This is a genomic window from Chromatiaceae bacterium (genome assembly GCA_024235395.1).
GTDB lineage: Bacteria > Pseudomonadota > Gammaproteobacteria > Chromatiales > Chromatiaceae > Thiosocius.
On sequence record JACKMK010000002.1, the window covers coordinates 538,569 to 558,919 of the forward strand.

Here is a 20,351-nt window from a genome sequence, read left to right on the forward strand (position 1 = left end):
GACGGAGACATTGCGGCGATGTTGAGTTGGCCGGATGAACGGGTACAGGATGGCGATATCACGAATCGCTGGCAGCACCGTGGCTCGAATCTGTGTCTCGATCTACACGGTGATCCGTTGCGTGCAGGCGTGGTGATCCTTTCCGATGGCAATCACCACATGGCACTCAACGATGTGGTGCGTGTTTACGCCGGGCTCAATCCGGGCGATGCCCCGCCTTTCTATGCAACCTTCCCGCCCGCGGTGATTGCGATGATCGTACGCGATGGTCAGGTGCGCCTCGGCAATCTGGTGCTGTCTCTGCGGCCGGATGTGCTATTGGGCCCACCGCAATTCTTGCAGGGGCTTGGCGATATCGCGGTTACCGGAGTGTCCAAGCCGTTCGTGCAGGGGCGGGGCTGCTCCTTGTTGGTCGCGGAGGGTAATCCGAAACGCATTCGCGGAGTCGAGGACCTCGACCGCGAAGACGTCAGGCTGTTTCTCTCCAATCCCGAGACTGAAAAGGTCAGCTACAACGGCTATGCCGCGGCGTTGCGTCGGGCCGCGGCACATGCCGGCGTGGACACCGGTTTCCTCGATCCGGCGAATGGTCGGCTGATGTACGGCGAGTGCATCCATCACCGCGAGGCGCCGGAGGCCGTGGCCTCCGGACGGGTCGATGTGGCCGTCGTCTATCATCATCTGGCGCTCCGCTACTGCCGCGTGTTCCCGCAACTTTTCGAGCAACAGCCGTTGGAGACAGGCGGCGGCGCGTCGGCATCCGAATTGGCGCCAGAACGCAACACGGTGTTTGCGCTGTTGTCGGGGGATGCCCGGCCATCCGGCGAAGGCTTCTACGCCTTTCTCGACACTGCCCGGGTGCGCGAGATCTACGATCACCACGGTCTCGACAGGATCGAATGAGCCGCCGTCGAACACCACGCCTCGGCGGGCCGACCGGTCGGCACCGGACGGCCGCACTCAGAACATCGCGTGATTGAGCCAGAAGTGCGTGGCGATGCTCGCTGCGTAACCGACCGCAATCGCTGGTGTCCACTTGAGGTGGCCAAAAAAGGTGTACATGCCGCGCGACTGTCCCATCAGCGCCACACCGGCGGCCGAGCCGATCGACAACAGCGAGCCACCGACCCCAGCGGTCAGCGTGACCAACAGCCACTGTCCGAGCGGCATGTCGGGTTGCATCGTCAGTACCGCGAACATCACCGGGATGTTGTCGACGATCGCCGACATCACGCCGACCGCGATATTGGCGTTGCTCGCACCCCAGTGCTGGTACATCACCTCCGAGGTCAACGCGAGGTAGCCCATGAAGCCGAGCGCGCCGACGCAGGCGACGACGCCGTAGAAGAAGAACAACGTGTCCCATTCCGCCCGCGCGACAGGGCGGAACACGTCAAACGGCACGATGTCACCGATCTCCTCGCAATCCTCCGGAGCCATGCGGCACGGCGTCTTCTTCAGGTAATAGCCGAGCAGGCCCAGATAGCCCATGCCGGTCAACATGCCAATTACCGGCGGCAGGTGCAGAAAGTTGTGGAACGATACCGCCGTGGCGATCGTCAGCAGGAACAACGCGATGATCCGCCGTGCGCCGCGCATCAGGATCACGCAGTCTTCGGTCGCATGCGGTTTCTCGTCGGGCACCGCAAAGTGCATGAGGGCAGCCGGTACCACGAAGTTCACCAGGGACGGGAGGAACAGGTTGAAGAAGTTCCAGAAATCGACCACGCCCTTCTGCCACACCATCAGCGTGGTGATATCGCCGAACGGACTGAAGGCGCCGCCGGCGTTGGCACCCACGACGATGTTGACGCAGGCAAGGGTCACGAAGCGTGGGTTGTCACCGCCTACGGCGAGCACCACGGCACACATCAGCAGTGCGGTTGTAAGGTTGTCTGCGATTGGCGAAATGAAGAACGCCAGTGTCCCGGTGATCCAGAACAGGCTGCGAAATCCAAATCCGGCACTCACCAGGCGCGACCGCAGCGCTTCGAACACCTGCCGTTCCTCCATCGCGTTGATGTAGGTCATCGCCACCAGCAGGAACAGCATCAACTCGGCGTATTCGAGCAGATTCTCACGCAGCGCGTGTTCGGCCTCCGTGGTAAACCCCTGCGACTGATAGACCCAGGCGACCACGGCCCAGATCAGGCCGGCGGCAAGGATCACCGGTTTGGATTTGCGCAGATGGGTGAACTCCTCGGCCATCACCAGCAGGTATGCGACCACGAACACCGCGATCCCCAGGTAGCCAGCCCAGTGACTGGTCAGATCGAGCGGCCCGGCGCCCGCGGCCAACGAGGGTCCGGGCAAGACGCCCAGTGCGAACACCGCAAACAGAGCGGATAACAGACGACCGGCGGACATGGCCGCGGCAGGCGACGAGACAGGAACTGACAACATGGATTCCCTCGATACGGTGGCGAGGCGACACGGAAGCGCCGGCAGCGAATTGCCGCCGGCGGTAGAGGCCCGGACTATCCCGATCAGTAGATCAGGTTGATCATCAGCATCATTACAACCAGGAACAGCACGGTCATGATACCGCCGGCACGCATGAAGTCCGGTACCCGATACCCGGCCGGACCCATGATCAGCGCGTTCACCTGGTGGGTGGGGATCAGGAACGAGTTCGAGGTGGCCAGCGCGACCGTCAGCGCGAAGACCGCCGGATCGGCCCCTGCGCCGATCGCGATGTTGACGGCCAGCGGTACCAGCAGCACCGTTGCGCCGACGTTCGACATCACCAGCGTAAAGAAGGTGGCAAGCACCGCGACGGCCGCCTGGATTACCCAGACTGGCATGTTGCCGACGACACTGAGGGTCTGCTCGGCGATCCATTTCGCGGTACCCGAGGTCTCGACCGCAAGGCCGAGCGGGATCAGCGAGGCGAGCAGGAACACGGTCTTCCAGCTGACCGCGGTATAGGCTTCGTCGATCTTCAGGACTCCTGACAGGATCATGCCCATAGCGCCGGTCAGCAGCGCGACCGACAGGCGCAGGTCGCTGAACAACACCAGCGCCAGCGCGATTGCAAAGAAGATGCCGGCATAGGCGACCTTGTGAGGCCGCGATTCTTCGTGCGGAAACTCGGTGGTGACGACCACGAAGTTACGGTCCTTCTGCAGACGCGCCAGTGCATCCCACTGCGTATGCACGATCAGGGTATCGCCACCCTGGAATGGCAGGTCGCGGATGTTCTCGCCCTCGCGCATCGTCTTGCCATCGCGATGCAGCGCTACCGTCGAGATGCCGTACACCTTGCGCATCCAGACGTCGCGGGCGCTCTTGCCGACCAGGCTCGAGCTGGGCGGTATCACGACCTCGGCGACACCCGACTTGGTCGGGGCCAGCACCTCGCTGAGCAGTTCGATGCTGCTGTGCAGGTCAAGCTGGTACTTTTCGACGAATTCCAGCAGGTGTTTCGGCGACGCGATGATGCCCAGCACCATGCCGGCCTCGATGCCGGTATCGCGCGACAGGCTTCCGGCGCCGTATTTCATGCTCGCTCCGCTCGCCGAGGCGATCACGCGTACCCGCTCATCGTGCTCCACGTCGTCGAGGTGCTTGCCGACCAGGTCGCTGCCTTCCGGCACCTCGACCTCGAACAGTTCGTAGTCCAGGTCGTAGATGTCTCGGAAGTACGCCATCGCATCGTCCTTGCTCTTGCCGGCTTTGCTGCCGGCCGGCAGCACGAAACGGCCCGCGATCACGAAATAGATGATGCCGGTCGCGACGAGCGCGAGGCCGATCGGGGTGACCGAGAACAGGGACCAGGTGTCCATCTGCTGCTCGGGGGGCAGTGCCTTGTTGGAGGTGAGCATCAGGTCGTTGAGCAGGATCAGCGGGCTCGACCCGACCATCGTCACGGTCCCGCCGAGGATCGCACAGAAGCCCATCGGCATCAGCAGGCGCGACATCGGCAGACCGGAGCGCGCCGAGATACGCGATACGACCGGAAGAAACAGCGCGGCCGCGCCGACGTTCTGCATGAACGAGGAGATGAAACCAACGGTACCGGAGATGATCGGGATGATGCGCGTCTCGGTCGTGCCGCCGACCTTGAGAATGAATGCCGCGACCTTGGTCATGATGCCGGTCTTGTCGAGGCCGGCGCCGATGATCATCACCGCGATGATCGATATCACCGCATTCGACGCGAATCCGTCGAACAGATGATTGTTGTCGACCAGGCCCTGCGACAGCCCCATCATTGGTGCGAACAGCGACGTCAGGCCCAGCAGCACCATCACTGTCGCTGCGGCGACGTCGACCCCGACGACCTCGAACGCGAACAGGTAGACGGTGAGCAAAAGGATGCCGCTGACCCATGCGATCTCGATCGACGGGACCACGCTCGCCATGTACAGCCCCAGTACCATGAACAAGGCTCCGGCAATCAGCTGTTTTGGACTCAGCAACATGCCGACCTTCGGCTTGTTCGCGCTGGGTTCCGGCTGCACAGTGGCCGCTGGGCTCATCGGTGCCTCGGCGGCATGTTCGGATCCGTTGCTCATTCTCGGTACCTCATGGTGTTGTTTCGGCGTTCGCTGTACTACCAATCGCATCGCCGCGCGCTGGCTGGTGACGCCAGCGCGCCCATTCAGGAAATGCGTGTCTGTCAAACGTCCGCCGAGATTCCCAAAGGGAAACAACGACACAGCGTCTCGCAGCCTTGCCGGGGTGATCTAGGCCAGGTGGGTAACAGCTAAACGCCCGTATAATGAAGAATTAGCGGCGATTTTGCTAATGAATACTTAAAGGCTAACATTCCGAAATGGAATATAGCAATCTCCCGGATCTGAAGGCGCTCGCGACGCTGCGCGAGATTGTCGAGCGTGGTGGAGTCGCCGAAGCGGGCAGGGCGCTGAACATCGGGCAGCCGGCGGTAACCAAACGACTGCGCGCGCTCGAACGGGCGTTCGGGATGGATCTGATGGCCCGTGAGGCCGGGCGACTGCGGCTCACCACCGCTGGTGAGCGGGTGTACGCGTTTGCCCGCCTGGTGATGGACCAGCAGGCCGAGTTGCTCGGCGATCTGCGGCAACTCCAGGCCGGACGCGATCGCCTGCGCCTCGCGGTGACCCAGTCGATCGGCGAGCACCTGTTGCCGGATCTGCTGTTGGCCTTTGCCGACGCCTACCCGGACTACCGTATCGATTCGCGTGTCGGCTACAGTCGCAACATCCATGCGCGTCTGGCCACGGGTCTGGCCGATCTCGCATTGACCGAGATCCAGCCGGACCATCCTGACGTCCTGGTACAACGCTGGCTCGACGACGAACTGGTACTGGTGTGTTCGCCGAAGCACCCGCTGGGTGGCCGCGAGCTGCTCGCGGTCGCCGAGATTCCGCAGCTTGCCTACGTGCTGCGCGAGCGCGAGTCGTCGATGCGCATCACGCTCGACCGAACCCTGAAGGACATTGGCATCCCGCAGATTCCCATCGCCATGGAAGTGGGGTCGACCGATACCATCGTCGAGATGCTCGACCGCGGCCGGCACGTGAGTTTCCTGCCGCGTTTCGCGGTCCAGGCCGCGATCGACGGCGGTGAACTCCACCATGTCCGCATAGAGGGCCTGCGCATCATGCGTACCTTGTGGATCGCGCGCACGCGCGCCAACCTCGACAATCCCGTCGCGGAGGCGTTGATCCGGTTGATTCGCGAGCAGGTGCCGCAGCCTGACTGAGCCTCACCGCGAGGTCGGATCAGAAACTGATCAGCTGTTGGCTCACCAGCCAGGCATTGATCAGCAACACCACGCCGCACAGGTACAACACCGCGAGCAGCGTCTGCCGGTGATGGTCTTTGTGCAGCTGGGCGACGCGCGTATGACGTTTCCGATTTGGCATGCGTGTATCTTCCGCTTCTCGGTCCGGAATAGTTATCGCAACTTCTGTGCCGCGGAAAAACGGGTATTTTTCGGCATTTTTTGCACCCTTCAGGTGCAAATGCCCGACCGATGGACCAAAACCGCGCACCTGTCCCGGCACATCGGCAGCTCACAAGGCCTTGATGAACACCTTCGATCCGCGTCGCCAGTTGTACAGGTCGCGGCGCCGTTTTGGCAGCCGCTCCACCGGCGCGTGCTGGAAGCCGCGTTCGCGAAACCAGTGCGTGGTGCGTGTCGACAGCACGAACAGGTTGCCGATTCCGAGCGCGCGGGCACGGTCCTCGATGTACCTCAGCAGGGCATCGCCGCGGCCGGCCGCGCGGTAGTCCGGGTGCACGGCGACGCACGCGAGCTCCGCGAGACCCTCGTCGGCAAACGGGTACAGTGCGGCGCACGCGATCACCGCGCCGTCGCGTTCGACCACGGTGAACTGGTCGATCTCCTGTTCCAGCAGTTCCCGTGAGCGTTTGACCAGCACCCCGGCCGCCTCCATCGGCGCGATCAGTTCGAGGATGCCGCCGACATCGTCGATCCGTGCGGTGCGTGTCAGTTCATAGGGCTCGGCGGTGACCAGAGTACCGGCGCCATCGCGCGTGAAAAGCTCCGACAGCAGGATGCCATCGTTGTGTCGGTCGAGGATGTGCACCCGATTGACGCCGGCTCGGCAGGCGGCCGCGGCATTGTGCAGTACCCGGGAGAGGTCCTCGGGCAGGTTCTTGCGCCGCTCCAGCAACCGGTCGACCTCGCGCGGCACCATGCTGCTGATCAGGCGTCCCCGTCCATCTCCCACCTTGTGTTCGGTCAGGAAGATCAGCTTGTCCGCATTCAGCGCGATCGCGACCGCGCCGGCCACATCGGCCGCACTGAGGTTGAACACCTCGCCGGTGGGCGAATAGCCGAGCCCGGGCACCAAGGCGATGCTGCCGCTGTTCAGCAGGTTGCGCAGGGCGTCCGCATCGACACGCCGGACCTCGCCGGTGTGCCGATAGTCGACGCCGTCGATCACGCCGAGCGGCTTTGCACTGACAAAATTGCCGGAGCCGACGCGGATGCGTACCCCGGCCATCGGCGAGTTCGCCAGGCCCATAGAGAGCAGGGCCTCGATCTCGACCCGTACCACGCCGTTAGCCTGCTTTACGCAGGCCAGTGCGGCGTCGTCGGTGACGCGCAGCCCGTTGACCACCTGCATGTCGGCACCGCGCTCGGCGAGGTGTTGTTCGATCTGCGGACGGGCCCCCGGGACCAGCACGAGGCGGATGCCGAGGCCATTGAGCAGCGCAATGTCGTGTACGAGGTTGGCGAAGCCGGGGCCGTTGATGACCTCGCCACCGAACGCCAGCACCAGCACCTTGCCGCGGTGTGCATGGATGTAGGGCGACGATTGGCGGAACCAGCCCACGAAACTCTGGTCGGATCTGCTTTTCCTGCTCACGGTCGTGTTGTTCTTACCGGCGGTAGGCGAGCTGCGCAGCATAATGGCCGGTGGCACGCAAGTGAAGCGCGGCCTGGGGGCCATCCCGGGGCCGCGCGTGCAGTCAATGTGGCTTGTTCTGCGGCTGCGGCTTGTGCGTCACGTAGAAATTGTTCTGGAAGTCGTGCGCCAGCTGGTGCACCTCGACATCGTCGAAACCGGCCTTGTTCAACATCTGCACCGCCAGTTCCTCGCCCCAGACGGTGCCCAGGCCGGCGCCGTTCTGGGCCAGCGAGACGGTCATGCAATGCATCGTCGAGATCGTGTACAGCAGGGTCCCTATCGGGTGATCGAGGTTGTTTTGCAGGTGTGACGAGGCGCGGATGTCCTGCATCACGAAGGCGCCGCCCGGTTTCAGGGTGCGCGCTATGCCGTCGAGCACCGCCTGCGGCGCGGCCTGATCGTGGATCGCATCGAACGCGGTGACCAGATCGAACGCCGCCGGGTCGGCCGAGTCGGCGAAGTCGCTCAGGTCGCGACACACGAACGCCACGTTCGACAGTCCGCGCGTCTGCGCCTCGGCGCGTGCCCGCTGCAGCGCGGATTCCGCCAGGTCGTACCCGGTGAACGCAGAGCGCGGAAAGCGTGCCGCGAGGTAGAGCAGTGCGCGGCCGCTGCCGCAGCCGATGTCGAGAACCCGGATGCCGCGCTCGAGGCGGTCGATCAGGCCGGGGGCGAGCGGCAGTATGTGCTGTTCGAGTCCACTGACCACGGTCTGTCCGCTGTCCTCGGCCATCACTTCGTGAAAACGCGGGTAGTGTTCGTAGGCGACACCGCCGCCGAACCGGAAGCAGTCCACGACCCGGTCTTCGACCTGCCCGAGCAGGCCGATGTACTGGGCGAACACCGCGATGTTGTCGGGCGACGCGGTTCGCGTGAGCAGTGCGGCGCGAGACGCCGGCAGGTGGTAGCGACCGGTCTGTGCATCGTAGTCGACGATCCTTCCGGTCACCATCGCGCCGAGCCATTCGCGGACGTAGCGTTCATTCAGTCCCGCCTGCGCCGCGATCGTCGCGCTGTCGGCCGGTGGTAGTTCCGACAGGGTGTCGTACAGGCCCGTGCGGTGCCCGATCGATACCATCAACGCCAGCGCGCCCTGGTTCAGCATATCGACCAGTGCATCGGCAAAGCCGTCGTTCGTGTTGCTGTATTCCGGGGTCGGAAGGCAGGTGTTACACATGATTCTCTCCTCGCTGTGGTGTTGGCTGTGTGTGTCGAAAAGCCTAGGTGGCGGGGCTTTAGGGCCTCAATACAACAAAGGAAAAAAGTGTTTGAATGGCTAAGCTATTGTTTCTGGGAGTAATGGTTGCGGACAGCCGGGCCGACCCGCGGCCTGTGGCGGTCGTTGGGGGCCTGTTTCTGACCGGCGGTACAACAACACCACGAGACCGGCCGGCTGTATCGTGGGCCGGCGCACGACGAACGGGGCGGTGACATGCCGAGAGACGGAAACCAGACACGTACCCGGATCATGGATGTCGCGCAGCAGATGGTGCTGGATCTGGGTCTGGCCGGGACCTCGGTGGAGAAGGTCATCGACCGGGCCGGCGTGACCAAGGGTACGTTCTTCTATCACTTCAAGACCAAGCACGATCTGGCCGCGGCGCTGATCCAGCGCTATGCCGATGACGACCAGCACCATTTCGTCGACACCATGGCGAAGGCAGAGCAACTGGCACGCGATCCGCTGCAGCAGCTGTTGATCTTCGTCGGGCTGTTCATCGAGATGACCGAACAGCTCGAGGAGCCGTTTCCAGGCTGCCTGTACGCCTCGTACTGTTATCAGAGTGGCGCGATCTCGCCGCAGTCGATGGCCCAGGTCGAACGCATGATGCACTTCTGGCGCGACCGGCTCACGCACAAGGTGCGCGAGGTCGCCGCCGAGTATCCACCGCGTATTCCGGTCGACTGGCATCAGGTCGCCGATCATGTGCTGACGACCTTCGAAGGCGCATTCATCCTGTCGAAGGTGATGCGGGAACCGAAGCTGGCCTCCGAGCAGCTGGTCCAGTGCCGCAACTACCTGGAGCTGCTGTTCACCCCGCCCTCAGGCGATTGAACGGCGCTCAACCGCTCAGGCAGAAGCGCGTGACGAGTTCGCGGACGATGCGGCGCGCCGGTGCGACCTGGTCCAGTGCGAGGTATTCGTCAGGCTGGTGCGCCTGATCGATGCTGCCGGGGCCCATGATCACGGTCTGCATGCCCAGCGCGTTCAGGTAGGGGCCTTCGGTGCCGAACGCGACCGCACCGGCGCTGAATCCGGTCAGTTGCTCGGCCGCCAGGACGATCGGTGACCGGGCATCGGTCTCCATCGCCGGGATACCTTCGAACAAGGGCACGCGCTCGACCTTGAGACCCGAGTCGGCGAGACGCCGGGCGACGCGTCGATCGATCTCTCCGCGCAGTTCATCCAGTTCCATCCCCGGCAACTGGCGGATGTCGAAATGCAGTTCGCATTCGGCACAGATGCGGTTTGGATTGTCGCCACCGTGGATATGGCCAAGGTTGAGCGTCGGTACCGCGACAGCGAACGCCGGATTGGCATGGCGTCGTTGCAGTTCGTCGCGCCAGGCAAGCAGCTCGCCGATCACTTGGTGCATGCCTTCGAGGGCGCTGTTGCCGAGGCGCGGGTCGCTGGAATGGCCGGAGCGTCCGTGCACGCGGATCGCTTCCATCGCGATCCCCTTGTGCATGCGGATCGGCCGCATCCCGGTCGGCTCGCCGATCACCGCATGCCGGCCCAGCTGACGATGCGTGTCGCGCAGCGATTTCGCACCGCACATGCTGCTCTCCTCGTCGGCCGTCGCGAGCAGTATCAGCGGATGCCGCAGACGCGCGAGGTCGATGTCGCGGATCGCGTCCAACACCACCGCGAAGAACCCCTTCATGTCGCAGGTGCCGAGGCCGTACCAGCGATCGTCACGCTCGATCAGCTGGAACGGATCGCTGCTCCAGCGTGCCTCGTCGAACGGCACCGTATCGGTGTGGCCGGACAGTACCAGGCCGTCGGGGCCGCGGCCCGCACTCGCGACCAGGTTGAACTTGCCCGGGTATCCGGGGATCGGCAGGCGTTCGACCTGCAGGCCCAGCGCCTCGCACCACTCGGCGATGTGGTCGACGACCTGTGCATTCGAGCTGTCCCATTCGGGACTCACGCTACTGACCGACGGTGAGCCGATCAGGCGACGCATCATTTCTGTAAGCGGGGGGCATTCCATCCCGCTAGCGTGAACCAAGCGCACAAGGCCGTCCAGCGGGATTGATGTAGGATCCGGGCATGGTGATTCGCGATCGCAATGACGTGTCCGGGTACGCGTTTGCAGACCGTCTGGATGCGGCCCGTTGGGCCTGGGAGTTCCTGCGTCGCAACCCGGTCTACCAGGAGGAATGGCGGCAGTTCGACGGTGTCTGGCGGGCACTCGAAGCGGACTATGGACGACCGCCGGATCGCGATTTCTGTGCCTGGAAACGCGATCCGCGCGCCTGGGTGGCGGCCGCCGACTGTGCAGAGGCCGACTGTCGCGTGGACCAGGACAAGGTGCTGATCGAATGTGCGTTGGGCGCGCGCTGGGGCTTTTACAAGTTCCCCCCGGATCCCGCCGACGAGGATCCGGTCGGCGGCGAACGCCTGGTGTGGCGTCCGCTCGATGAAGCGGTGAAGAGGGTTCGCATCGAGGACACCGACTGGCTCGGTGACGACCCCGCGCGCGTGGCGTTCGGATTCGACCTCGCGCTGCCGCTACGCGACCAGATCGAACGTGCGAAACGGGCGTTGCAGGGCCTGCAGCGCGAGCGTCAGCGCAATGGCACGGTCCACCCACGCTCGATCGCGACACTACGCGATTCGCTCAAGCGGATGTTGCGCCTGCTGGACGCCGACGCGGCGGGTGACGGTCCGTCACGGCTGGCGGCGATCGATCCGCAGTGGCGCGAGCTGCTGCGCGAGGCAGTCCGTCTGCGCGACGGCGGTTATCGGCAGCTCGCCTGGTTGCCTACGTGATCGCGCGGCAACGGCGGCGGTTGTCGTTGCCGCGTCTGACGCCGTGGCCGGCAGGTCGTTCAGCGGGTGCTCGCGGCCGGCGCGGTGCCACGAGAACCGCCCAACGCGGCGACCAGCCCGAGGCCGATCAGGGTCGCGCCGCTCAAGTAGCGGCCATACCGGCGCAGCGGTGCCGATCGACCGATACGTGCGCCCAGGGTGCCGGCGGCGAGCGCGTAAGCCGAGTCGGTGCATGCGGCGATCGCGACAAACAAGGCACCGAGTGCGGCGCCCTGCAGCATCGGCGGGGCACTGGCATCCATGAACTGCGGCAGAAAGGCGGCGAAGAACAGCGTTGTCTTCGGGTTCAGCAACGCCACCAGGAAACCGTCGCGTAGCAGCGACCGTCGTCGCGGGAGGGTGGCGGCCTCCAGTGGGCCGGCCGGTCGCGAACCGGCGAGCAGCGCCTTGACGCCGAGGACGACCAGGTAGGCGGCACCCGCGTACTTGACGATCGCGAAGGCCGTCGACGACACCGCGAACAGCGCGGCGAGGCCGAACGCCGCCGCCAGCGCATTGCAGAGATTGCCCGCGGCAACCCCGGCCACCGACAGCAGTCCCGCCCGGCGACCCTGGGCGAGGCTGCGGGTCACGATGTACAACACACCGGGTCCCGGACTCACGGCGAGTACCAGGCTCGCGACGACGAACGCGCCCAACAGGGTCGCTGAATCCGGCAGTCCAATCATCGTCATCTCTCCAGGTCTCCGGCACAGTGGGCCGAGCGGATAATCGTGTAACGCTCAGCGCCGCCGTACGAGAGCGAGTCAAGGCGAGTGTCGCCGGCAAAGGGCAATCACTGGGCAACCCACCAGCGGCGGTCTTTACCAGATCCCTGTGGCGTCGGTTCAGAACCCTTCGAGGACGATCTTGCCGCAGGCACGCCCACTTTCAATTGTCGCATGCGCGCGGCGGAGGTTGGTGGCGTTGATGGTTCCATAGTGTTCCCCCAGCGTGCTGCGCAGCACGCCGGCATCCACCAGTTCCGCGACCTCGGACAGCAGGCGGTGCTGCGCGATCATGTCCGGCGTGGTGAATAGCGAACGGGTGAACATCAGCTCCCAATGCAGCGACAGGCTCTTCTGTTTGAGCAGGCGGACATCCAGCGGTCCCGGGTCGTCGATCAGCGCGAGTCGCCCCTGCGGTGCCAGCGACTTGACGATCTCGCTGTAGTGCAGGTCGGTCCTGGTCAGGCTGGCGACGTGGCTCACCTGCGGTGTGCCGATACGCGCGAGTTCTTCCGAGAGCGGTTTGCCGTGATCGATCACCGCGTGCGCGCCGAGCGACTGCACCCAGTCGCGGGTCTCCGGGCGTGACGCGGTGCCGATCACCTGCAGCCCGGTGAGGCGGGCCGCCAGCTGGGTCAGGATGGATCCGACTCCCCCGGCGGCGCCGATGATCAACAGGCTGTCGCCACTGTGCCGCTTGCCTGCCGCCACGCCGAGGCGATCGAACAACAGTTCCCATGCGGTGATACTGGTCAGCGGGAGTGCCGCCGCGTGAACGAAATCCAGCGTCCGGGGCTTGCTGCCGACGATGCGTTCGTCGACCAGGTGCAGTTCCGCGTCGGTTCCGGGGCGGGCGATCGACCCGGCGTACCAGACCGCGTCGCCGGGTTGGAAAAGGGTGGCCTCCGGGCCGCACGCGACCACCGTGCCGGTGGCGTCCCAGCCGAGCACCGCGGACTCGCCGGGCGGTGGCGTGCTGCGCATGCGCATCTTGGTGTCGACCGGATTGACCGACACCGCGGCGACCTGGACCAGCAGATCGCGTCCGGTGGGTTCGGGGTCGGGCAGCTCCAGGTCGAGCAGCGACTGCGGATCTTCGATCGGCAGCGATGCGGTATAGCCGACGGCCTTCAATGCAGTGGCCTCCTTTTCACGCGGGTTGACGCCTCCGGGTAGCGGGCGGCTGCGGCCATCGTCCGGCCGCGTGCGTCGATCCTCACGCGCATTCGTCGTCCCCCTCGGCCAGCTGGTCGAGCCACCGGCCCAAATGCTCCTTTTCGCGGCGCAGAAAACCCGGATCGTTGTGCACATGGGCCATCACGCTGATGCCCTGTCCATGCGCCATCAGGCGCAGCGCGAGTTCGCGTGCCCGGCCGGCATAGCCGAGCTCGGCGAACTGGTCGGACAGCCAGCTCTCGAACACCTTGAACAGGTTTTCTGCCTGCTCCTGGAGTTCGCCCTGTCCCTTGCCCAGCTCGGTGTTCAGCGTACCCATCGGGCAGCCGTAACGCATGATCGCATCGGCGCTGTTGCTGAGGATCTCGATGAAGCGATGCAGCCGCTCGATCGGGGTGCGATAACTGCCGTTCCAGCCCTCGAGCATCTGCGCGATGCGTTCGGTGCGGTAGCGGATCGCCGATTCCAGGATCTCGTCCTTGGTCTTGAAGTAGTAGTAGATGTTGCCGCGTGGCACACCGGCGGCATCGACGACATCGCTGAACGAGGTCTGGTTATAGCCCTTGTGATAGAAGAGCCGGTTCGCGGCCTCGACGATACGCTGGCGGGTGCGTTCGCTCTTTTTCGGCATACCGGTACCTGAATAAGACGGACGTACGAATGATTGAACTGCGTATTCCAGTATAGACGTCCGGCAGACGGACGTACCAAATTGGCTGACGCGCCGGTTTCCTCGCGTCCGGCTTGGCCGCATAATTCTTTTTTTGTCGCCCGATCCGACCGCGGAGATTTGCATGCCCCAGTACCGCTCACGCACCACCACCCACGGCCGCAACATGGCCGGCGCACGCGCGCTGTGGCGCGCCACCGGAATGAAGGACGGGGATTTCGACAAGCCGATCATCGCGATCGCCAATTCGTTCACCCAGTTCGTGCCCGGTCATGTGCACCTGAAGGACCTGGGCCAGCTGGTCGCGCGCGAGATCGAGCGGGCCGGCGGCGTGGCCAAGGAATTCAACACGATCGCGGTCGATGATGGGATCGCGATGGGTCACGGCGGCATGCTGTACTCCCTGCCGTCACGTGACCTGATCGCCGACAGTGTCGAGTACATGGTGAATGCGCATTGTGCGGACGCACTGGTGTGCATCTCCAACTGCGACAAGATCACCCCGGGAATGCTCAACGCCGCGCTGCGCCTGAACATCCCGACCGTGTTCGTGTCCGGCGGTCCGATGGAGGCCGGCAAGGTCAGCCTGGCGACCAAGGGCAACGTCAAGCTGGACCTGGTCGATGCCATGGTGTCAGCGGCCGACCCGCACGAGACCGACGAGGACGTCGCGGCGATCGAGCGCTCCGCGTGTCCAACCTGTGGTTCCTGTTCCGGGATGTTCACCGCGAACTCGATGAACTGCCTGACCGAGGCGTTGGGGCTGTCGCTGCCGGGCAACGGGTCCTTGCTGGCGACCCATGCTGAACGCAAGAATCTGTTCCTCGAGGCGGGGCGGCTGATCGTCGAGCTGGCGCGCCGTTACTACGAGCAGGACGATGTCCGTGTGCTGCCGCGCAGCATTGCGACCTTCGAGGCATTCGAGAACGCCATCGCGCTGGACATTGCGATGGGCGGTTCGACCAACACGGTGTTGCATCTGCTCGCCGCTGCACACGAAGGGGCGGTGAACTTCACGATGGCGGACATCGACCGGATGAGCCGCAAGGTGCCGAACCTGTGCAAGGTCGCGCCCGCGACCCAGCAGTACCACATGGAAGACGTACACCGTGCAGGCGGCGTGATCGGCATCCTCGCCGAGCTCGACCGCGGCGGCCTGATCCATTGCGACTGTGCGACGGTGCACAGTGCGACCATGGGCGACGCGCTCGCCCAATGGGACGTGATCCGTGGTGAAGAGGAGCAGGCCCGACTGCGCTACCTGGCCGGTCCCGGCGGTATCCCGACGCAGGTTGCGTTCAGCCAGGACAGCCAATGGCCGGAACTGGATCTCGACCGCGCCGCAGGTTGTATCCGCGACATCGAGCATGCGTATTCGAAGGACGGGGGGCTCGCGGTGTTGTACGGCAACCTCGCCGAGCAGGGGTGCATCGTCAAGACGGCCGGTGTCGACGCATCGATCCTCGTGTTTTCCGGTCCGGCACGGATCTTCGAGAGCCAGGATGCCGCAGTCGAGGCGATCCTCGGCGACCGGATCCAGGCCGGTGACGTGGTGCTGATCCGCTACGAGGGACCGAAAGGCGGACCGGGTATGCAGGAGATGCTGTATCCCACGAGTTACCTGAAATCGAAGGGCCTGGGCAAGGCCTGCGCGCTGATCACCGATGGACGCTTCTCCGGTGGCACCTCGGGTCTGTCGATCGGCCACTGCTCGCCGGAGGCTGCAGAGGGCGGCAATATCGGTCTGGTCGAGGAGGGTGACACGATCGAGATCGATATCCCGAACCGTACGATCCGGGTGGCGGTCAGTGATGCGACGCTGGTCGAGCGTCGCCTGGCGATGAAGGCACGTGACGAACAGGCCTGGCAACCGGTCAACCGGCAGCGCGTCGTGTCACAGGCATTGCGCGCCTATGCGGCGCTGACCACGTCTGCGGCGCGCGGAGCGGTCCGCGACCTGTCGCAGCTCGAGCGCTAGGTCAGGGGGCGGGGCGCGGGCTCGCCCCGGCAGGCCGCCACGGCACGCCCGTCACGGCAGGCAGCCGCGCGTCCGCGCGGGACAGGAACTACAGCGACCCCCAGGAGCTCTTGCGGCGGCGTACGCGCAGGTGCGGCAGTATCAGCCCGAGCACGATGCCGCCCACGACGACCCCGGCACCGATCAGGAACCAGTTCTGCGCGGTCTTGTTCTCGAGTTCGCGGTTCTGTTGCTTGACCTCTTCCACCTCGCGCGTCAGTTCGGCGACCTGCTTGCGCAGTTCGTTGCGTTCGTTGGCGATGCGTACGGCGTTGGTCGAGGTGCGCTGCAGCGCGGCGTATTCCTGGTCGACCTGGGTCTTGTTCTGCTTCAGTTCCTCGAAGTTCTTCTGCAGCGTGCGATGTTGCTCGGTCAGGTTGGCCAACCGGGAGCTCAGTTCGCCCGGCGCCGCTTTCAGCGACGCGACCTCGGCCTCGGCCTCGGCGAGGCGATCGCGTGCGACCGGTTGGTCGACCAGCTGGCGGGTCAGCACATAGCCCTCCGCACCGTTCGAGGTACGCACCTTGGTATAGCCGCTCTGCGGATTGGTGCCCAGAACCTCCAGGCGTTCGCCGGTCGGCAGCATGCGCAGGATCCGGTGACTGGTGGTTTCGCCGGTGCGCAGCGTGATGTCGAGCTGATCGGTCACGTAGGCGGTCTTGGCGGCGACGCTGGCGCTGCAGAGAATGAGGGCAAGCGTAACGATTTTCTTCACTGGTTCGATTCCGTACTGCTGTTTGTTGGATCAGTCGCTGCCGGGAAAGCAGATCAGATGCTCGGCATCCATCCGGACCCGTACCGTATCCCCGAGGTGATGATCGTAATGACTCGGGAACAGCGATAGTAGGCGCGTTCCCGTCGGTAATTCCAGTGTGTAGAGGATTTCGGCACCCTTGAAGGCCTTGTCCTTGATCACTGCGCGGATCTCGCCCTGCTCGTCCGGCACTATGTCGTCGGGGCGGATGAGTATCTCCACGCGGGCGCCGACCGTCTGTGTGCAGGGACGATTCGCGCGCAGGATTCCGACCTCGGTATCGAACGCTTCGGGCGAGCGCACGATGCCGGCAATGAAACGCCCCTGGCCGATGAAGTCGGCGACGAACCGGTCGCTGGGTTCGTGGTACAGATTGTACGGCGTGTCCCATTGCAGCAGGCCGCCGTCCCGCATCACGCCGACCTTGTCCGAGACCGCGAACGCCTCGTGCTGGTCATGGGTGACCAGTACGCCACTGATGCCTTCCGATTTCAGGAGGTCGCGCACATCCACGCTCAGCCGCTCGCGCAGTTCGACGTCGAGGTTGGAGAAGGGTTCGTCCATCAACAGCAGCGTTGGGCGCGGCGCGAGGGCGCGGGCCAGGGCGACGCGCTGTTGCTGGCCTCCGGACAACTCGTGCGGATAGCGGTCACCCATGCCGTTCAGGCCGGTCGCATCCAGCAGATGCTCGACCTGCACCCGTCGGTCGACGGCTGCTTTTTTGCGCAGGCCAAACGCGATGTTGTCGGATACCGTGAGGTGTGGGAACAGCGCATAGTCCTGAAACACCATGCCGATCGAACGCTGCTCGGGCGGCACCGTCATGCCGGGCGCGGAAACCTTGCGCTGCTCGATCAGGATCTCTCCGGCGATCACCGGCTCGAAGCCCGCTATCGCGCGCAACGCAGTCGTCTTGCCGCATCCGCTCGGCCCCAACAGGCTGACGATCTCGCCGCGGTTCACGCGAAACGACAACGACTCGATCACGATCTCGCTGCCGTAACCGGCACTGATCTGTTCGACCTTGAGTAGCGGCATCGTTCAGTGGGCGCGCGCTGAATCGGGCGAATGTGCGCCGTTCATCCGAGCAAAAGCTCCAGCAGGGCCTTCTGCGCATGCATGCGGTTCTCCGCCTCCTCCCAGACCAGGCTGTCGGGTGCGTCGAGCACCTCGGCCGTGACCTCCTTGCCGCGATAGGCCGGCAGGCAGTGGAGGAACACCGCATCGGGGGCGGCCCGGTCGAGCAGTGCACGATCGACCATGTAACCGGTAAAGGCCTTCTCGCGGCGTGCCTTCTCTTCTTCCTGGCCCATGCTGATCCAGGTATCGGTGACGACCAGGTCGGCACCATCGACGGCGGCGCGCGGATCGCGCACGATCTCGCACTGCCCGGGGGTGCATTCCAATACCTCGGGGTCGGGATCGAAGCCTTCGGGACAGGCGATGCGCAGCTTGAAGCCGAATTGACGCGCGGCGCCGATGTACGAGTTGCACATATTGTTGCCATCGCCGATCCAGGCCACCGTCTTGCCGGCGATGTCGCCGCGGTGTTCGATATAGGTCTGCATGTCGGCCAGCAGCTGACAGGGGTGACACAGATCCGTAAGGCCATTGATCACCGGCACCCGTGAATTCGCCGCAAATGTCTCGACGGTGCTGTGGTCGAAGGTGCGGATCATCACGCAGTCGACCATGCGCGACAGCACGCGCGCGGTGTCCTCTATCGGTTCGCCGCGTCCCAGCTGGGTGTCACGCGGCGAGAGAAACATCGCCGCACCGCCGAGCTGAGTCATCCCGGCCTCGAATGACACACGGGTACGTGTGGAACTCTTCTCGAAGATCATCGCCAGCACCTTGCCGCGCAATGGCGTGTGCAATTCGCCGGCGCGGTGCATGGCCTTCAACTCGCCCGCGCGCCGGACGATGCCGCGCAGCTCTTCGCTGCTGAGATCCAAAAGGGTGAGGAAATGACGGGGCATTTGGGAATCGTGCATGCAGTGACCTCGCGTGTGCGCGGGGATCAGGATCGGGAGAGGAAATCTCGCACCAGGTCGCCGAGTTCGGCGACCAGGCGGTCGGCCTGTTGCTCGGACAACACCAGGGGTGGAAGCAGGCGGATCACCGAATCGGCAGTGACGTTGATCAGCAGGCCGTGTTGCAGCGCCGCGCCGACGAGTTCGCCGCAGGGCCGGTCGAGCTGTATGCCGATGAGCAGCCCGATGCCGCGCACTTCGCGTACGCCGGGCAGGCCGGCGAATGCGGATTTCAGGCCGTCGCGAATCCGTTCGCCAAGCAGCCCGGCGCGTTCCCAAAGACGTTGTTCGCCGATCGTTTCGCAGACGCTGAGCGCGGCGGCACAGGCGAGTGGGTTGCCGCCAAATGTCGAGCCGTGATTTCCGGGCCCGAACAGTTCCGCGGCAGCGCCACGCGCCAGGCAGGCCCCGATGGGTACGCCATTGCCGAGGGCCTTGGCCACGGTCATGACATCCGGCTTGAACCCGTAATGCTGGTAGGCGAACGGCTTGCCCGAACGGCCCATGCCGGTCTGGATCTCGTCGAGGATCATCAACCAGCCGCGCTGGTCGCACAGCTCGCGCACGGCGGGCAGGTAGTCGGCAGGTGGCAGGTTGATCCCGCCTTCACCCTGTATGGGTTCGACCAGCACCGCCACGACGTCGGCTTGATTCTCGGCGACCACCCGCAGCGCCGTGATGTCGCCGTAAGGAACGCGCACGAATCCCTGCACCAGCGGTTCGAATCCCGCCTGGACCTTGCGGTTGCCGGTCGCGCTCAACGTCGCCAGCGTGCGGCCGTGGAAGCTGTTCTCCATGACCACGATCGACGCGGGTTTGATGCCCTTCTTGTGACCGTACAGGCGGGCGAGCTTGATCGCCGCTTCGTTGGCCTCCGCGCCCGAGTTGCCGAAAAAGGCGCGATCCATCCCGGCCATGCGGGTCAACACGTCGCCGAGCGCCTCCTGCGCAGCAATGCCGTAGAGGTTCGAGGTGTGCACCAGCCGGCCGGCCTGTTCGCAGATCGCGGCGGTGACCGCGGGATGGGCGTGTCCGAGGTTGCTGACGGCGATGCCGCTGAGCGCATCCAGGTACTGCCTGCCCTGGTCGTCCCACAGCAACGCACCTTCGCCGCGGGTGAAGGTCACCGGCAGACGCTTGTAGGTGTTCATCAGGGAATGGCTCATCGGAAGTCAGGCCCGCCTTTGGGCAAAGGCGCGAGATCACGCCGGGCACCAGGCCGTCGGCCACCGCGCTTCTCCAAAAACAAAAAGGCAGCCCCGGCACCGGGGACCACCTCCGCCGTTTGCGCCCCCCGGGCGCAGCAAAGGCGGCACATTAACAACTGTTCCGAGTCGTGACAAGCGCCGGCCAGGAACGGGAAAACCAGCGCGACCGATACAGCATCGGTGAGCAAAGGCATGCTGCCGGCGGTGTCATTCGACCGAGCGCTCGGCGCGGTGTGGACCGATCCGGCGGCATTCCGTAGCGCCAGCGCCGAGTGCGCCCCGGCGACCCGGGTATCGAAGGTCGACAGCGCCGGCGGGGCGGATGATGGTCTGAATGACCTGCGAACAAGGCCCCGGGATCG

General features: G+C 64.6%; 18 protein-coding genes. 5 read left to right on the plus strand and 13 right to left on the minus strand.

Annotated features, from left to right (window positions below; genetic code table 11):
• Nucleotides 1–18 precede the first annotated feature (18 nt).
• Entirely contained in the window at nt 19–903 is an 885-nt protein-coding gene (locus H6955_10490) for a substrate-binding domain-containing protein (GenBank protein MCP5313979.1), read from the plus strand.
• Between the two features lie 57 nt (nt 904–960).
• On the opposite strand, the gene nhaD is transcribed toward H6955_10490, so the two are convergent.
• Both nhaD and H6955_10500 read right to left on the minus strand, forming a co-directional pair.
• A complete protein-coding gene (nhaD, locus tag H6955_10495; protein ID MCP5313980.1) occupies nt 961–2,367 on the minus strand; it encodes a sodium:proton antiporter NhaD in 1,407 nt (468 codons plus the stop codon).
• A gap of 119 nt (nt 2,368–2,486) precedes the next feature.
• Nucleotides 2,487–4,424 (minus strand): SLC13 family permease, encoded by a 1,938-nt coding sequence (locus H6955_10500; GenBank protein MCP5313981.1) that lies wholly within the window; start codon nt 4,422–4,424, stop codon nt 2,487–2,489.
• Nucleotides 4,425–4,777: 353 nt separating this feature from the next.
• On the opposite strand from H6955_10500, the gene H6955_10505 reads away from it, so the two are divergent.
• A complete protein-coding gene (locus H6955_10505; protein MCP5313982.1) occupies nt 4,778–5,689 on the plus strand; it encodes a LysR family transcriptional regulator in 912 nt (303 codons plus the stop codon).
• A 19-nt stretch (nt 5,690–5,708) separates the two neighbouring features.
• Here H6955_10505 and H6955_10510 read toward each other — a convergent pair whose 3' ends face one another.
• The 3 genes from H6955_10510 to H6955_10520 form a co-directional block, all read right to left on the minus strand.
• On the minus strand, nt 5,709–5,852 hold the full coding sequence (locus H6955_10510) for a hypothetical protein (GenBank protein ID MCP5313983.1): 144 nt from the start codon (nt 5,850–5,852) through the stop codon (nt 5,709–5,711).
• A gap of 150 nt (nt 5,853–6,002) precedes the next feature.
• Nucleotides 6,003–7,367: an amino-acid N-acetyltransferase gene (argA, locus tag H6955_10515; protein ID MCP5313984.1), complete on the minus strand. Its 1,365-nt coding sequence runs from the start codon at nt 7,365–7,367 to the stop codon at nt 6,003–6,005.
• A 61-nt stretch (nt 7,368–7,428) separates the two neighbouring features.
• Nucleotides 7,429–8,544 (minus strand): methyltransferase domain-containing protein, encoded by a 1,116-nt coding sequence (locus H6955_10520; protein ID MCP5313985.1) that lies wholly within the window; start codon nt 8,542–8,544, stop codon nt 7,429–7,431.
• A 255-nt stretch (nt 8,545–8,799) separates the two neighbouring features.
• Between H6955_10520 and H6955_10525 the strand changes: the two genes are divergently transcribed.
• Complete coding sequence (locus tag H6955_10525) at nt 8,800–9,423, plus strand: TetR/AcrR family transcriptional regulator (protein MCP5313986.1); 624 nt, start codon at nt 8,800–8,802, stop codon at nt 9,421–9,423.
• Nucleotides 9,424–9,430: 7 nt separating this feature from the next.
• Here H6955_10525 and argE read toward each other — a convergent pair whose 3' ends face one another.
• Entirely contained in the window at nt 9,431–10,582 is a 1,152-nt protein-coding gene (gene argE, locus H6955_10530) for an acetylornithine deacetylase (GenBank protein MCP5313987.1), read from the minus strand.
• An 83-nt stretch (nt 10,583–10,665) separates the two neighbouring features.
• Between argE and H6955_10535 the strand changes: the two genes are divergently transcribed.
• Nucleotides 10,666–11,364, plus strand: a complete 699-nt coding sequence (locus tag H6955_10535; protein MCP5313988.1) for a hypothetical protein — start codon at nt 10,666–10,668, stop codon at nt 11,362–11,364.
• Between the two features lie 59 nt (nt 11,365–11,423).
• On the opposite strand, the gene H6955_10540 is transcribed toward H6955_10535, so the two are convergent.
• The 3 genes from H6955_10540 to H6955_10550 all read right to left on the minus strand — a co-directional run bounded on the left by H6955_10540 (nt 11,424) and on the right by H6955_10550 (nt 13,938).
• A complete protein-coding gene (locus tag H6955_10540; GenBank protein MCP5313989.1) occupies nt 11,424–12,092 on the minus strand; it encodes a LysE family translocator in 669 nt (222 codons plus the stop codon).
• Nucleotides 12,093–12,251: 159 nt separating this feature from the next.
• Nucleotides 12,252–13,265 carry a zinc-binding alcohol dehydrogenase family protein gene (locus H6955_10545; protein ID MCP5313990.1) on the minus strand — a complete coding sequence of 338 codons (1,014 nt, stop codon included), beginning with the start codon at nt 13,263–13,265 and terminating at the stop codon, nt 12,252–12,254.
• 82 nt (nt 13,266–13,347) lie between these two features.
• Nucleotides 13,348–13,938 (minus strand): TetR/AcrR family transcriptional regulator, encoded by a 591-nt coding sequence (locus tag H6955_10550; protein MCP5313991.1) that lies wholly within the window; start codon nt 13,936–13,938, stop codon nt 13,348–13,350.
• Between the two features lie 163 nt (nt 13,939–14,101).
• Here H6955_10550 and ilvD point away from each other — a divergent pair, with 163 nt between their 5' ends.
• Nucleotides 14,102–15,955, plus strand: coding sequence for a dihydroxy-acid dehydratase (gene ilvD / locus H6955_10555; GenBank protein ID MCP5313992.1), 1,854 nt, complete (start codon nt 14,102–14,104; stop codon nt 15,953–15,955).
• 88 nt (nt 15,956–16,043) lie between these two features.
• On the opposite strand, the gene H6955_10560 is transcribed toward ilvD, so the two are convergent.
• The 4 genes from H6955_10560 to H6955_10575 are packed head-to-tail and all read right to left on the minus strand — an operon-like array spanning nt 16,044 to nt 19,947.
• The gene (locus H6955_10560; GenBank protein ID MCP5313993.1) at nt 16,044–16,718 is read right to left on the minus strand and encodes a TIGR04211 family SH3 domain-containing protein; all 675 of its coding nucleotides are present in this window, start codon (nt 16,716–16,718) and stop codon (nt 16,044–16,046) included.
• A gap of 21 nt (nt 16,719–16,739) precedes the next feature.
• Nucleotides 16,740–17,786, minus strand: a complete 1,047-nt coding sequence (locus H6955_10565) for an ABC transporter ATP-binding protein (protein ID MCP5313994.1) — start codon at nt 17,784–17,786, stop codon at nt 16,740–16,742.
• A 41-nt stretch (nt 17,787–17,827) separates the two neighbouring features.
• The gene (gene argF / locus H6955_10570) at nt 17,828–18,742 is read right to left on the minus strand and encodes an ornithine carbamoyltransferase (protein ID MCP5313995.1); all 915 of its coding nucleotides are present in this window, start codon (nt 18,740–18,742) and stop codon (nt 17,828–17,830) included.
• Nucleotides 18,743–18,768: 26 nt separating this feature from the next.
• Nucleotides 18,769–19,947 (minus strand): acetylornithine transaminase, encoded by a 1,179-nt coding sequence (locus tag H6955_10575; GenBank protein MCP5313996.1) that lies wholly within the window; start codon nt 19,945–19,947, stop codon nt 18,769–18,771.
• Nucleotides 19,948–20,351: the final 404 nt, after the last annotated feature.